General features: G+C 43.7%; 13 protein-coding genes. 11 read left to right on the top strand and 2 right to left on the bottom strand.

All coding sequences use genetic code 11. The features are described 5' to 3' along the window. The first annotated feature begins 28 nt into the window (after nt 1-28). Nucleotides 29-355, top strand: a complete 327-nt coding sequence (locus tag MKY98_RS17965) for a hypothetical protein (protein ID WP_069010513.1) — start codon at nt 29-31, stop codon at nt 353-355. 22 nt (nt 356-377) lie between these two features. Then, complete coding sequence (locus tag MKY98_RS17960; RefSeq protein ID WP_069010514.1) at nt 378-779, top strand: hypothetical protein; 402 nt, start codon at nt 378-380, stop codon at nt 777-779. 128 nt (nt 780-907) lie between these two features. Here the strand turns inward: MKY98_RS17960 and MKY98_RS17955 are convergent, their stop codons facing one another. After that, nucleotides 908-1,912, bottom strand: coding sequence for a hypothetical protein (locus MKY98_RS17955; protein ID WP_069010515.1), 1,005 nt, complete (start codon nt 1,910-1,912; stop codon nt 908-910). A gap of 260 nt (nt 1,913-2,172) precedes the next feature. Here MKY98_RS17955 and MKY98_RS17950 point away from each other — a divergent pair, with 260 nt between their 5' ends. The 9 genes from MKY98_RS17950 (at nt 2,173) to MKY98_RS17910 (ending at nt 11,809) form a co-directional block, all read left to right on the top strand. Next, nucleotides 2,173-4,932 carry an alpha-L-rhamnosidase gene (locus MKY98_RS17950; RefSeq protein ID WP_069010516.1) on the top strand — a complete coding sequence of 920 codons (2,760 nt, stop codon included), beginning with the start codon at nt 2,173-2,175 and terminating at the stop codon, nt 4,930-4,932. 14 nt (nt 4,933-4,946) lie between these two features. Next, nucleotides 4,947-6,140, top strand: coding sequence for an MFS transporter (locus MKY98_RS17945; RefSeq protein ID WP_341011062.1), 1,194 nt, complete (start codon nt 4,947-4,949; stop codon nt 6,138-6,140). 28 nt (nt 6,141-6,168) lie between these two features. Beyond that, nucleotides 6,169-7,167 (top strand): AraC family transcriptional regulator, encoded by a 999-nt coding sequence (locus MKY98_RS17940; RefSeq protein ID WP_029515487.1) that lies wholly within the window; start codon nt 6,169-6,171, stop codon nt 7,165-7,167. Between the two features lie 93 nt (nt 7,168-7,260). Continuing rightward, the gene (locus MKY98_RS17935; RefSeq protein WP_081317525.1) at nt 7,261-8,268 is read left to right on the top strand and encodes a phosphotransferase; all 1,008 of its coding nucleotides are present in this window, start codon (nt 7,261-7,263) and stop codon (nt 8,266-8,268) included. Between the two features lie 84 nt (nt 8,269-8,352). Then, nucleotides 8,353-9,513: an immunity 26/phosphotriesterase HocA family protein gene (locus tag MKY98_RS17930; RefSeq protein ID WP_069010538.1), complete on the top strand. Its 1,161-nt coding sequence runs from the start codon at nt 8,353-8,355 to the stop codon at nt 9,511-9,513. A gap of 30 nt (nt 9,514-9,543) precedes the next feature. After that, nucleotides 9,544-10,062 carry a hypothetical protein gene (locus MKY98_RS17925; RefSeq protein ID WP_069010518.1) on the top strand — a complete coding sequence of 173 codons (519 nt, stop codon included), beginning with the start codon at nt 9,544-9,546 and terminating at the stop codon, nt 10,060-10,062. Nucleotides 10,063-10,097: 35 nt separating this feature from the next. After that, the gene (locus MKY98_RS17920; protein WP_069010519.1) at nt 10,098-10,757 is read left to right on the top strand and encodes a DUF2625 domain-containing protein; all 660 of its coding nucleotides are present in this window, start codon (nt 10,098-10,100) and stop codon (nt 10,755-10,757) included. 28 nt (nt 10,758-10,785) lie between these two features. Further along, the gene (locus MKY98_RS17915) at nt 10,786-11,220 is read left to right on the top strand and encodes a hypothetical protein (RefSeq protein ID WP_069010520.1); all 435 of its coding nucleotides are present in this window, start codon (nt 10,786-10,788) and stop codon (nt 11,218-11,220) included. 52 nt (nt 11,221-11,272) lie between these two features. Next, the gene (locus MKY98_RS17910; RefSeq protein WP_069010521.1) at nt 11,273-11,809 is read left to right on the top strand and encodes an SMI1/KNR4 family protein; all 537 of its coding nucleotides are present in this window, start codon (nt 11,273-11,275) and stop codon (nt 11,807-11,809) included. A gap of 106 nt (nt 11,810-11,915) precedes the next feature. Here MKY98_RS17910 and MKY98_RS17905 read toward each other — a convergent pair whose 3' ends face one another. Next, complete coding sequence (locus tag MKY98_RS17905) at nt 11,916-12,503, bottom strand: RBBP9/YdeN family alpha/beta hydrolase (protein ID WP_209018382.1); 588 nt, start codon at nt 12,501-12,503, stop codon at nt 11,916-11,918. Nucleotides 12,504-12,767 lie beyond the last annotated feature (264 nt).

Genomic DNA, 12,767 nt, shown 5'->3' with positions numbered 1-12,767 from the left:
AGGAGTTCATAAAATTGGAGGAATGCAGATGGGTTGGGAGTATGGGATTAAGGTCGCAGATGTTAAGGATATTAAAGCGCTAATGGAACGCTTAGCTGAAGCATTGCCTAGGATTGAGGGATATCGGATGCAAAGGGATGAGGATGGTTTTGTTCTGCTTCAGAATAATTCTGATTGGCCTGAAGCGCTTCAGATTTCAGTGGAAGAGGCAAGAAATATTGAAGGGTTAGAAGATGATGAACCTTATATCTATTGTCTATTTCATATCGGCGGCGGAGATGCGATGGGGTTGAGGGAAGGAATGTGTAGGGCACTGGAAGAAGAGAAATGCGCTGCGGATTGGTTCGAGTTGTAGCCGAAGAGAGGAGTAAGAGAGAGTGACTAAGAAAGGAAAAACAGAGATTCAGACACTAATCTATCGCTATAGTGGTCCAAGAGCCAATATTGGATATACTTTTGAACCGCTGCGCTATGGGGATACAGATGAGCCAAAGCTGGAGGAGATGATCTTCATCTACGCAGATGACTTTGATATCGTGCTGTCTGTGTTAAAGTCCATATATCCACTTGTCGATCCTGACACGGGGGAAAGGTATGAGGCTTTTGATGCCTGCTGGGATAATCCGATTCAGGCGTCGGTATGGCATGAAATATTAACAGAATTGGATGCTTGGCCTGCCAAGGAGCCAGAATTACGCATATTTATCGATTCCTTTACAGCATGGGTCAGAGCGCATTTGAAGCAAGCAGATGGTATTATCGTGACCGGAAATCTGTAGAGGAAGGCAATGCACTGCAATCCGTATTTTCGCTGCCCCTCGCTTCGAGGGGCAACTGGAAAGCGAGCTGCTGGGTCAAATGCCTCGTTCTTTACATTGCATGCGACAGGCTCCTTATGGCAACTGGATTATTGACGTTGCTTCCGAATCCGGAGTAACTTTTGCTCCAATTTGGTATCACCCATAAATTTGCTGACAGATACAGCAAGCTGATATTGAATGGTCCCCATATTGTTAGCGGCAGGTTGAAGAACCCCTTTTATCGTTTGCCATAACGAAGTAGCCTGTCGGCTTTTTGCTCCAAAATGCATGATGATGTGGATACAGGCTGTAATTATATTGCGGCCAAGTCCGTACAGGAACCATTCTTTTTCCTTAGTAATAAGCGGAATGATGGTTGCCATCGTTTCCCAAGCTTCATCCCATCGTCCTGTTTCAATGAGCTTTTCTGCCAAGCTGGATGCAGTAGAACAGTAGTTACTAGGATTTTCTTCTATTTTCTCCATTTCGGCCAGCTTTTTGAGGGCTTCAATTTCACCTTCTGCTTGGTTGCGCCATCTCTCATGGTAAACGAGTGTCCGTAAATTTTCCTTGTTCCAATCCGTCTGCTCTCTGATCCACAAATCAATAAATAATGATAGGTATACATCTTCCCCGAGTTCACTCGCGATATTGATGCAATCTTCAAGATCAGCTGTATCTTTGCTGAACAAATATGTTTCCAAAATCAACTCAGGATCAAACCCGGCGTATGTATCGAAATTGGCTTTCTTGGCCTGCTGGAACAAAATTTGGTCCTGTTCACGCTCATACTTTTGCAGTAAAAAAACGGCATAATGCAGAGCATCTCCAATCCCCTGAAAACTGTTCGTTTCCCTATCTATAATCTCATTAACGAGCAGCCTTCTCACAATCGGTTCGTAATGCGGGGAATCTCGATCCTCAAGATTATACAAAGCCAAAAGCACCTTCAAGCGATGGGTATAATTGGCATCACTTTTTCCATATTCCTCACTGTGTTGCTCCAAATAGTCAACCTTCGAAAAATCGGCGTGATCACTTATTAGACTCTGCAGCATTTCATCATAGGGTGCGATCATCTGATCCAGCAGCTTTTTGTAGTTCGTTTCCATTACTGTAATTCTCCTTTCACTGATCGGCTTAATACTACAATCCATATGTACAAAAAACAAGAGTTTTCCTTTTGAGTACTGCGCTGTCACACGTACATATTTTTCTAATAGACCCATTTTAAGATTCGATATGAGGGATGGACATTCAACACCTGTAAATCAAGCATACAACATGCAGGGATACAACATTGCGCACAACTAATGGAAGCGTTTTAATTTGAGTATAGAAACACAAAAGAAGATCTCAGGGAGGACATAAGATGCTAAAAGTGAAAGCGCTTAGATGTGAACATGTAAACAATCCGATTGGACTGGGTTGTCTAAAGCCTCGATTAAGTTGGCAAATTGAATCTGACAACATATACGTTTTCCAAAAACGCTTCCAATTGCAGGTAGCCATAAATCCCGCTTTTGAACCGCTGCTCTGGAATCATTTTTCCTATTCGGAACAATCCATTTTGTTTCCCTATGAAGGTCCTCCACTCGAATCAGGACAAAGATATTATTACCGGGTAAAAGTATGGGCTCAGGGAGCGGGTGACACCGAACCCGAGGAATCGGAATGGAGTGAGATTGGCTTTTGGGAAATGGGGCTGCTCCATGAGCAGGACTGGAAGGCACAATGGATTACAGTGCAGGAGCGAAGCATCCATGAAAAGTTTCAGACAAGAGCCCCTTTTGCTGCTTCCAAGTGTTTTTCAGTTGAGGGAAAAGTGAAAAAAGCAGTCATTTATGCCACAAGCCTTGGTCTGTATGAGCTGGAGCTCAATGGACAAAGAGTAGGCGATGCCTACTTTACCCCGGGATGGACAGATTATAACGATCGTGTTCAGGTGCAAGCCTATGATGTGACTTCTACCGTTCGAGAACAACATAACCGCATCACAGCCACGGTGGGAGAAGGCTGGTACAGCGGCTATCTAGGCTGGCAAAAGCGCAAGGATACCTACGGGAACACGAATGCTTTGCTATTTCAAATGAAGATTAGCTATGAAGATGGCCGTTCAGAACTCATTTGCTCTGATTCTTCCTGGGAGGAAACGAGCTGTGCCATTTTGATGTCAGATATTTATAACGGCGAAATCTATGATGCTCGACTGGAGCAGCAGGCAGCCGAACATCGCTTCTTGAACGAACGGAAAATGATGCAGGTCGCCCCGTTTCCGTTAAGTCATCTGGTTGCTCAGGAGAACGAGCCTGTCCGTGTAATGAACCGATTAAAGCCTGTTGAACTGATTTGGACTCCTAAAGGCGAACTAGTACTTAACTTGGGTCAAAATATGGTAGGCTGGCTGGAATTTAAAGTGGAAGCCCCCGAAGGTACGGTTCTGAATCTGGTTCATGGTGAAGTACTGGATCAGCAAGGGAACTTTTACCGAGATAATATTCGTGATGCAGCGCAGCAGATTACGTACATTTGCAGCGGCAAGGGGACGGAGATATTTAGGCCGCATTTCACTTTTCAAGGCTTCCAGTATGTGAAGCTTGAGGGCTTTCCGGCTGGCGTAGCCATTGAAGATTTTACAGGCGTTGTTTTGCATTCAGACATGGCGACAATTGGCTTGTTCGAGACATCCGATCCAAAGCTGAACCAACTCCAGCACAATATTGTATGGGGACAAAAAGGGAACTTCCTGGATGTGCCGACCGATTGCCCGCAGCGTGATGAGCGATTAGGCTGGACCGGCGATGCACAGATTTTTGCCAGAACGGCCAGCTTCAATATGAATAGTGCTTCCTTCTTTCGAAAGTGGCTGAAAGATTTGGCTTACAACCAGCTGGAGAATGGGGCTGTGCCTTTTGTCGTGCCGGATGTCCTCAAAGGAACCTTTGCAGACAATATGGACCAAACGACAGCCGTATGGGGAGATGCAGCAGTTGTATGTCCGTGGACGATCTATCAATGTTATGGGGATAAGCAAATTCTAGCTCAGCAGTATGACAGTATGAAAGCATGGGTCGATTATATTCGTGCCCAGGGGACCGAGGAACATTTGTGGGATACTGGTTTGCAGCTGGGAGACTGGCTGGCGCTGGATAGCGAGGAAGGAAGCTATTTTGGAGCGACCGATGGAACGTTGGTAGCGACTGCATACTTTGCGTATTCGACTCATATCTTGGCGCAGACCGCCAAACTGCTGAATCGCTATACCGATTACAACACTTATCAAAGCTTGCATGAGGGGATTAGAAGCGCTTTTGCGAACCGTTATTTTGATGACGCTGGCAAACTGACTTCTAATACCCAGACTGCACAGGTTGTGGCTTTGCACTTCGGATTGGTACCAGAAAAATATAAAAAGCAAGTGGTTCAGGAGCTCGTACGGCTGATAGAAAAAAATGATATGCATTTGGATACTGGCTTTGTAGGCACACCCTATCTATGCCTGGTTTTATCCGACAATGGCTATACAGATATAGCTTATAAAATTTTATTTCAGAAAGATTATCCTTCTTGGCTCTATCAGGTTGAACGGGGAGCAACGACCATGTGGGAGCATTGGGACAGTATCAAAGTGGACGGCTCGTTCTGGAGCACCGATATGAACTCGTTCAATCACTATTCGTACGGTTCAGTTGGAGACTTTATGTACCAAAATATTGCCGGAATCGATGTGCTTGAAGCGGGCTACAAAAAGTCACGGTTAGCACCCAAACCGCCTGTTAATCTTACTTCGGCCCATGGCAAGCTGGAGACACCTTATGGTGAGGTTGCTGTCCATTGGGAAATCGTGAATGAAGAAATGCGGATGACGGTTCACGTACCACATAATACGACAGCTGAGATTACGCTTCCGGGCGTTCTAGAGCCAGATGCATTACAACAGACCATTACTAAGCAATACCCGTCGATTCAGTATCCGCCTGGTAATGTGCCACAAGAGCTGGCCGGGAAATCAGGTTCTCCCGGAGAACCTGATTTCCAACTGAGTGGAGATCATGAATTGACGTTTACCGTCGGATCTGGACAGTATACGTTCCAGTACAAATACAACCAGAGGCTAAATAACATAGACTAGAGGTGAGAAGCTTGATGAATATTAAAAACAAAATATGGTTTAAAACAGCATTGTTGTCCATTTCCTTAGTCCTGACATCAGCGAGTGCTATTTCAGCTATCATCCCGATGATGCTGAACCAATTACCGGGAGTCTCCAGTTCACTGATTGAAAGCATAGTTACAATCCCATCTTTCTCGATGATGCTGTTTGTGCTGTTGAGTGGCCCGATCTCTTCCCGCTTGGGTAAAAAAAATACAGTCCTGCTAGGACTTTTGCTCGTGGTCATCGGCGGAATACTTCCTATGCTCACTACGAACATTACATGGATTCTCGCGTTGCGTTTGGTGCTAGGTGCAGGCCTGGGGATGTTCAATTCGCTGGCTGTCAGTTTAATTAGTGATTTTTTTGAAGGGGATGAACGTGCTCAATTGGTAGGTTTTCAAAGCGCTGTACAAGGGCTCGGAAGCAGCTTGGCTACCTTTGTGGCAGGACAGCTTGCCCTAATCGACTGGCCGTTTGCCTTTTTGTGCTATGCGATCACGATTCCTATCGCACTGTTGTTCTTTTTTATCATTCCTGAACCAGAGCGTGAGGAGCCTACAGTGAGCACGACAGGAACGGGCCAAAAGAGTGGGGGAATGTCCCTACCTGTACTTGGATTAGGGGCTGCACTTTTCCTGTTTATGACCTTTATCATGATTGTGTATACCAAAACAGGTATTATGATTGCTGAAAAGAGTATGCCTAACGCAGGGTTTTTAGGGACCGCTTTGACGCTGTTCTCCTTATCAACTATGATTGCAGGCTTCTTGTTCGGTAGAATATATAAATGGTTCAGAAATTACGCACCTTTTATCTCCAGTTTTTTAACAGCGACAGGTTTTGTCCTGCTGTGGTTTGCTCAGAATGTGACCATGGTTACGGTTGCCATGCTGATCATTGGCTTTAGCTTTGCGCTGTTTATTCCTTATATTTTTACGATACTAACTAAAATCGTACCTAAAGGCAGTGAGACGATATCTATTTCGATTGCAATGGTAGGCTCCAATTTGGGAGCGTTTGCTTCGCCTTATGTTATCAAGTTAGTTGGGGTGTTGTCTGGGAATGAAACTGCCTCATTTTCCTTTCTCGTCTCTGCGATTGTATTTATGATTGCTGCGCTCCTCTGTCTGGGAATCGCTATTAGAGGAAAGGGAAGCAAAACACAGACGGCAGTTCACAGTTAATGGGAGTCTGAAGGAGGAGTCTGTGTTTATGAACCTTCATGAGTTGGATCAGTTGCTGAGAAGTAAAACTGAAATTGAACTTTTACAACAGCAAAACAATCAAGTGATTAATGATCTCTCCAAAGAATCGGAAAATGAGCGATTTTTTGATATAAATCAGAATATGTATCGTATGCCTGCTTTATTTTTCTTCGGAGAACATGATATTTATATTAGCAAGCACAACAGGTTTGCTCCGATGCTGGAGCACATGCATGAATTTATTGAGTTAAACTATGTTTACTCAGGTAAGTGCAACCAAATCATAGCGGGTAAAGAAATTGAGCTTTGTGAAGGCCAAGTGTGTGTCCTCGATAAGGATGTACCGCACAGCATCGCACCTTTGGGAGAAAACGATATACTGATTAATATCCTCCTGCAAAGAGAAACGATTTCATCCCTATTTCTACAGCGGCTATCTAAGAAAAAAAGTTTGATCGGCGAGTTTCTTGCCAATTCAGTCCTCCAGCATCAGCATCATAATCACTTTATTATTTTTGAGTCACAGCATAATGAAAACCTTCAATATATATTGCGTAGAATCTTGATCGAATATTTTTCCAGGCAAGAGGATTCAATGGAGCTGGTCAAGGCTTATTTGTCCATTGTATTTGGGGAATTGGTCCGTGTATTGGAAAGCGAGCATAATATTCACTTAAACCAGCAGGAAAGTAATATTACTTCTATTCTGAATTACATGGAAGAGCATTATCAGCATTTAAGCCTCCAGCAATTATCTACTCATTTTAATTACAATAGTACGTATTTAAGTAATAAGTTGAAAAAAGTAACCGGTCTTACTTACACGCAGCTTATTGCCAACATTAAACTTAATGCGGCCTATTCTTTGGTAGTCAATACCAACCTGCCATTCGAAATGATCTTTAAGCAGGTCGGATATAACAGCATGAGTTTTTTCTATAAAAAATTTAAAACAGCGTATGGTGCCACCCCGCAGAATATCCGAAACAAACAAATGAGGAAATGAAGGATACACAAGGACGTCCAATTCTAATGGGCGTCTATATTTGTTATAATATCGGCAAATTCATAAGCGGATGTTTAATAGGGAGGATACATTTTGGAAGCGGTATTAAGACGGCACTGGCCGGAGTGGGACGGGACACTACAGAGACGAACCGGAGGTTGGAATAATACGACGTATTTTGTTAAGAGCGGTGGGCGAAGTGGGGTACTGCGCATCTACGATACACACAGGGATCGGAACAAAATCGAATTTGAGCATGCGGTTTTGCAGGAACTGAGCAGGCATTCTCTATCATTCAGGGTTCCAATGCCAATCCGAACGATTACGGGAGAGACACTTGCACAGGTTGAGAAGGATAGTGGCAAATATGTGTGTCTGTTCGAATACATAGAAGGCACATCCCCATTGGAGCAGGATCCTAGCTTTGCCCATTCTTTTGGCGAGGCTGCTGGCGAATTATCTGCTGCACTTGAAACACTCAATCTTGATATGACTCCAGTCTATCGGCCGTATTATGCTTTGCAGCAATCCTATCCATTATGTAACCGGGAAGTAATCCAAGGCTTTTGTTTAAACCCGCCGGAGCCTCTAAAAGATTTACATGAGGAGCTGCGTTTGATAGGAAAAGTATATGAAGAGATTATAGATTCACTTCATGCATTGGAAGAGTTACCGCATCAGCTTGTACATGGAGATTTGAACGCTTCCAATTTGTTGGTAAAGGATTCTGACCCTAGTCAGGTGGCTGCACTGCTTGATTTTGAATTTTGTACGCTGGACGTTCGGGTCATGGATCCGGCGGTCATTTTATCAGGATTTTTGGGACAACCGGAGGAAACGACAGCTGTTCGTGATTTTTGCCGGGGCTTCAGCCGTCAGGTTCGTTTAAGCCAATCCGAGGTTGACGCTTTGCCTGTGTTAATGCTGCTTAGGAAGGTAGACGTTTTTCTTCATTTTATGAGTCGCTTTCTGGAAGGAACAGATCAGCCACACGTGCTGCAAGAACAGGTTAAACAGATCACGGCCGACTTGCTCCAACTGTCTACCAGCAGTAGCTGGATTCAGGAGGAGTTGGTCCAAGCTGGAACAATGTATGAATAAACGAGCTACATGCCGTGTTATGTTATAATTTCTGGAAGAACAGAAATGAAGTCTACTGAATTGTACTCGGAACAGGAGGAGCAGATGAATAGTTGGTTAACGAACGCGTTACGACCCTATTTTGGGCTGGAGACGCTGGAAGAACATTGGGACGTAGTAGAAATTAAAGAAGGATATTTTATTTGTATGGATGGAGATGTTATTCGCAAGCGAATTTCTTCCAAAGAGGATGCTTATGGAGAAGCTGATGTAGAGATTTTTACTCGTGATCGGGCATTTGTTCTGCCTAAAACGGCTCGTGGCAAAGAGAAAAAACTGAATTATACAAGTGTTTCGAGCATCACAGCAGAAGGTGTGTCCTTTTCAGCAGGCATTCGAAGAGATCGTAATATTAGTTATGTTACTGCTGTGAATAGCAAAACTGGCGTGAGATTGCCCATCACTGGATGTGAGCATTTACATAGTAAAGAAGAGATCATCGATTGGCTTCAACGTTACCCGTCGCTTGTACCTAACGACTATGATCGTAAGGTGGAACGATTGAAGCATATGAAAAACCTGCGTTATAAAACCATTCCGGGAGACATCTTCCGCGTGGAAATAGACCTTTTTACAGATGGCTATGTACTGGTCGTCGGAGATTTGCGCCAAATGCAAAAGGATCAGTTGTTTGCAAAGGAGAGCATATGGAATAGTGTCATGACAATGCCTTTGTTCGTACGTCCGTATTTGTGTACAAGTCGTGACCGTTCAATAACTTTGGAATCCATCACGGCCGCCCCGTTATCGGATGCAACCTGGATTGTCATGGATGATTCCTTTATGCGAGGGTCCTACGAGCGGATAGGGCATAAAGCGTTGGCGGAAGAGGATATTGTGTTTCCGATGGGTTACGGCAGTAGCATAGATAGCAGTAAAGAAAGAATATATAGACTGTCCTGGGGAACGGGCACAATTTCCAAACCGGAAGGGGAGACAGTGTTCAAGTCTTCGCGGGAATTGTTAAATAACGGTGTGTATTCAGGTGTCATTGCAGACTGTTTTGGTCCTTGGGAAGAGCGGGAGTGGCACCACACGCTGGATAACCCGTTGTATCGGGAAGAGCGCCGAAAAGCACTGGCCGAATTCGGATTCCCGGAAGACATTTCGTACGATGAGTTCAACCGCCAAACGGGAGGCCTGACGCGTTCGGAATATCTCGCATACTTGACAAGAGTCTATAGCGGAAAAAGAAAGATGAAATGACACGGTTATACATCCTTTTAGGAGGGGCCAATGAAATATCTTAAAGATTGTCCGGAACCAGGCATGGGAACCTGGTATTTTGAAATAGACTCAGACGGCGTAGCCTATCGGCAAATTGTGATCCAGGATGACGGTACTTTTATTGCTTCTAATCGCAAGCACGAGCAATATCATTTCTTGTTAGCCGAGAAAGCAATTGATGATACAGAGCCCTATTATACGAAAATTACAAAAAAAGAGTTTGAAGAAGTCTGGTCCAACAATCTTCACACTTTTAACAAGGAATGGCATCAAGTCAAAACCGTACTGCCCGTTGGGACTAAGGTAAAGGGTTATATTGAAGCATTTTTCCCACATGGAACACTTATTCATATTTTCCAGCACAATACAGTCGGATTGGCAGACACCCATTCATATGCGGAAAAGACCCCATCTGAGTGGATGTATCCGAGGCATGAGATCACGGCGATTGTCCAGGGCTACGACGAGCTGAATCAGTGGGTGATTTTAGAGCAAACGCAGGTTTTCGAAAATCAGTTCAAAGGTTGAAAGATAGATATCGGAATACAGGAAGGAGAATGGATATGCATACGTTAACGGTTGATGAGCTGGTGGATCAGGACAACCATGCATGGGAAGAGGTCAGAAACATTCTGCAAGAAGGGAATAATCCATTTCGCATTGTACCGGCAGAATCGGAATCTGCTAGGGGAGATTCGCTCTACCGTTTGCAAGTGAGCACAAAATCGTACTTGGGAACGGTTGCCTATGAAACAGGAGGGATCATATTTGACCACGGATGGATCACCTTACTGGGTGCAGGTGGGCCTGAAATTTACGGTAGTTTGGCTTCGTGGAACGGGCTGCAAGAGCCAGCGAGCGTTCCTGCACTTGGGGGAATGCTGATTGTGGCCTATGATGCAGCAGGTGGCTTCTTTGGATTGGATACAGGGAAGTTTGGACGTAGCGGCCATATCTACTATTTTGCACCGGATGCATTGGAGTGGGAATCCACTGAGCTGGCCTATTCCGGTTTCTTGAGCTGGTTGGCTGAGGGAGATTTGGGCTTGTTCTACCAGACATTCCGCTGGAATGGTTGGCAGTCGGATATGGAGCAACTTCAGCCAGGAGAGGTATTTGCTTATTATCCGCCGCTATGGACTCAGGAAGGTGGCGGAGAGACCAGCCACAAATCACCTATAGCACTAACAGAAGCATGGCAGGCGGTAATAGATAGGGGCTAGCCCCGCTAATGATGAGGAGGCGTAGATCATGAATCATTCCATTCAATCCAAACTGATGCAGCTGAATGAAATACTTTCTCAAAATAACATTGACCATTACTACATTTATGATTATACAAGTCGCCCTAAGCTGGTACTAGCAGGGAGCTTTGACTTTAGCTATTATCACAACATAGAGATTACATTTTACGAGGTCTCGTTTCTTTCCTGTCCGGGCGGTGTATTTTCAATTGAATGCTTTAGACTGGCTAATGACAAGGAATTGGAAATGTTAAAAACTGTCTCTTACGGATTTCTTGAGGGGCCTGTGATTTGTATGGAGGATCAAACGTTTGGTACCCGATTTTTCATTGCTGCGGAAAGCTTGGATTACGAGCTCAAGACCGTTTTTTACTATAAACGTGAGAACCTTCAACCTCATGAAAGTGTGGCTGAGTGGCTTGGAAAAGATGGAAAAGGTTGAAAAAGGTAGCAAAAACAACTTTTAGAGACGTCAAGGTAGGAGGGTGGTTATTATGTGGAGTATTCACTTTGAACATCAATTTATAAAATGTCCGGAAGCAACTGGTGAACAAATCGCGAATTTTTTGAGCACATGGAACATCAAGCTATCGGAGCAGGAGATTCACGAAATCCAACAAAGACAAGTGAACCCTTTCCCGAAATCGTCTCCATTTTATGATCAATATAAACCGCTAGATCCTGTGGGCTGGCATCTGCCCCAAGGACAATTTCCTGATAGTTACATAGAATTGCTGAAATATTCTAATGGCGGTGAATTTCAGAATGGAGAACGTTATTTCCAGTTTTTCAATACTGAAGATTTGAGAGAAATGAACCTCGCCTACGAGCTGCCAGAGTATATGCCGGGTGCCGTGTCGTTTGCGATGGATGGTAGCGGAAACCACTATATGTTTGATATGAGAGAGGAAAAAAGTAACAACGAATATCCCATTCTTTTTGCTCATTCTGGTAGCTTGGGGTATGACGAATGTGAACAGGTTGCCCATTCATTTATAGAGCTGTGTACGGAAAAATGGGCATTGTATTGATATCTTGACTAAACATACGCTTTATTCCCCCTAATTCATCCAGTAGAAAATGTAAAACCCGCAAGCTGGACCCTTTTTGCCAGGTCTATTTTGCGGGTTTTTAACGCTACTTATTTTCATTTATCATTTCCATTAAAACTTGATGTACCATCGGTAAGGTAGTAAAACCGTCACTCTGTAAAAAGTGCCCCCCATGATCTACTTCGTGGAAATCAGCCTGCATATCTTCCGCTAGTTTCTTACTAAGTGCAAAGGGGACAATTGCGTCGTCCTTTGAAGCTATAACTACACGTGCCCCTAGTGAATCCATGATTTGCTGATAACTCAAATGGTCATTTGTAAACTCATCTAATGATGGTAGGCTTGGCACTGGGTCAGAAAAACCGGAAACGAAAATTCCACCACCCAGTGGTTCCGGGATATTTACTTGCTGCAGGTACCTTAAAATGGATACACAACCCAAGCTATGTCCAATAAAATAGGTATCTTTATGTAGAACTTTAATATTTTGTAGTAGATGCTCAATCCACTCATTAAGCTTGGGTGCTTGCGAGTTGGGCATTTCTAGTATATTTACCGAAACCCCGTCTTCCTGTAATTTGTCTTGTAACCAAGGAAACCAATGATCTGTTGGCGAAGCTGTGTATCCGTGGATTATATATACTTGTTTTTGATTTTGTAGATTTGTCACCATACGTTCTCCCCCATCATCCAGTGTTTAGATCTTAGTTTGCATATGTGTCCCACTTCATGTAAAAATCCCTCTCTAGTTTACCAAACATCCAATGCTTATGAGTACCTAAAATTGTTGATTCATGTAGCAAGCCTATGTATGAATTTGCCTATTATAATATTCATTATTTTTGCAGTACTGTAATTTGGCTAATAAATTTAAGCGCTTTCTACCGATATATATAGCATCACGTTTTGTGATCTGCTTTATTTTGTTGTATGGAGG

This window comes from Paenibacillus sp. FSL M8-0228, from assembly GCF_038007385.1.
Taxonomy (GTDB): domain Bacteria; phylum Bacillota; class Bacilli; order Paenibacillales; family Paenibacillaceae; genus Paenibacillus; species Paenibacillus polymyxa_D.
The sequence above is the reverse complement of the archived record's forward strand: the minus strand, read 5'-3'. Positions and strand labels throughout refer to the sequence as shown.

What these genes read in the sequence shown, in the direction of transcription:
- MKY98_RS17965 (WP_069010513.1), top strand. Translation starts at nt 29, where the DNA reads ATGGGTTGGGAGTATGGGATTAAGGTCGCAGATGTTAAGGATATTAAA.
- MKY98_RS17955 (WP_069010515.1), bottom strand. Translation starts at nt 1,912, where the DNA reads ATGGAAACGAACTACAAAAAGCTGCTGGATCAGATGATCGCACCCTAT.
- MKY98_RS17950 (WP_069010516.1), top strand. Translation starts at nt 2,173, where the DNA reads ATGCTAAAAGTGAAAGCGCTTAGATGTGAACATGTAAACAATCCGATT.
- MKY98_RS17945 (WP_341011062.1), top strand. Translation starts at nt 4,947, where the DNA reads ATGAATATTAAAAACAAAATATGGTTTAAAACAGCATTGTTGTCCATT.
- MKY98_RS17940 (WP_029515487.1), top strand. Translation starts at nt 6,169, where the DNA reads ATGAACCTTCATGAGTTGGATCAGTTGCTGAGAAGTAAAACTGAAATT.
- MKY98_RS17930 (WP_069010538.1), top strand. Translation starts at nt 8,353, where the DNA reads ATGAATAGTTGGTTAACGAACGCGTTACGACCCTATTTTGGGCTGGAG.
- MKY98_RS17925 (WP_069010518.1), top strand. Translation starts at nt 9,544, where the DNA reads ATGAAATATCTTAAAGATTGTCCGGAACCAGGCATGGGAACCTGGTAT.
- MKY98_RS17920 (WP_069010519.1), top strand. Translation starts at nt 10,098, where the DNA reads ATGCATACGTTAACGGTTGATGAGCTGGTGGATCAGGACAACCATGCA.
- MKY98_RS17915 (WP_069010520.1), top strand. Translation starts at nt 10,786, where the DNA reads ATGAATCATTCCATTCAATCCAAACTGATGCAGCTGAATGAAATACTT.
- MKY98_RS17910 (WP_069010521.1), top strand. Translation starts at nt 11,273, where the DNA reads ATGTGGAGTATTCACTTTGAACATCAATTTATAAAATGTCCGGAAGCA.
- MKY98_RS17905 (WP_209018382.1), bottom strand. Translation starts at nt 12,503, where the DNA reads ATGGTGACAAATCTACAAAATCAAAAACAAGTATATATAATCCACGGA.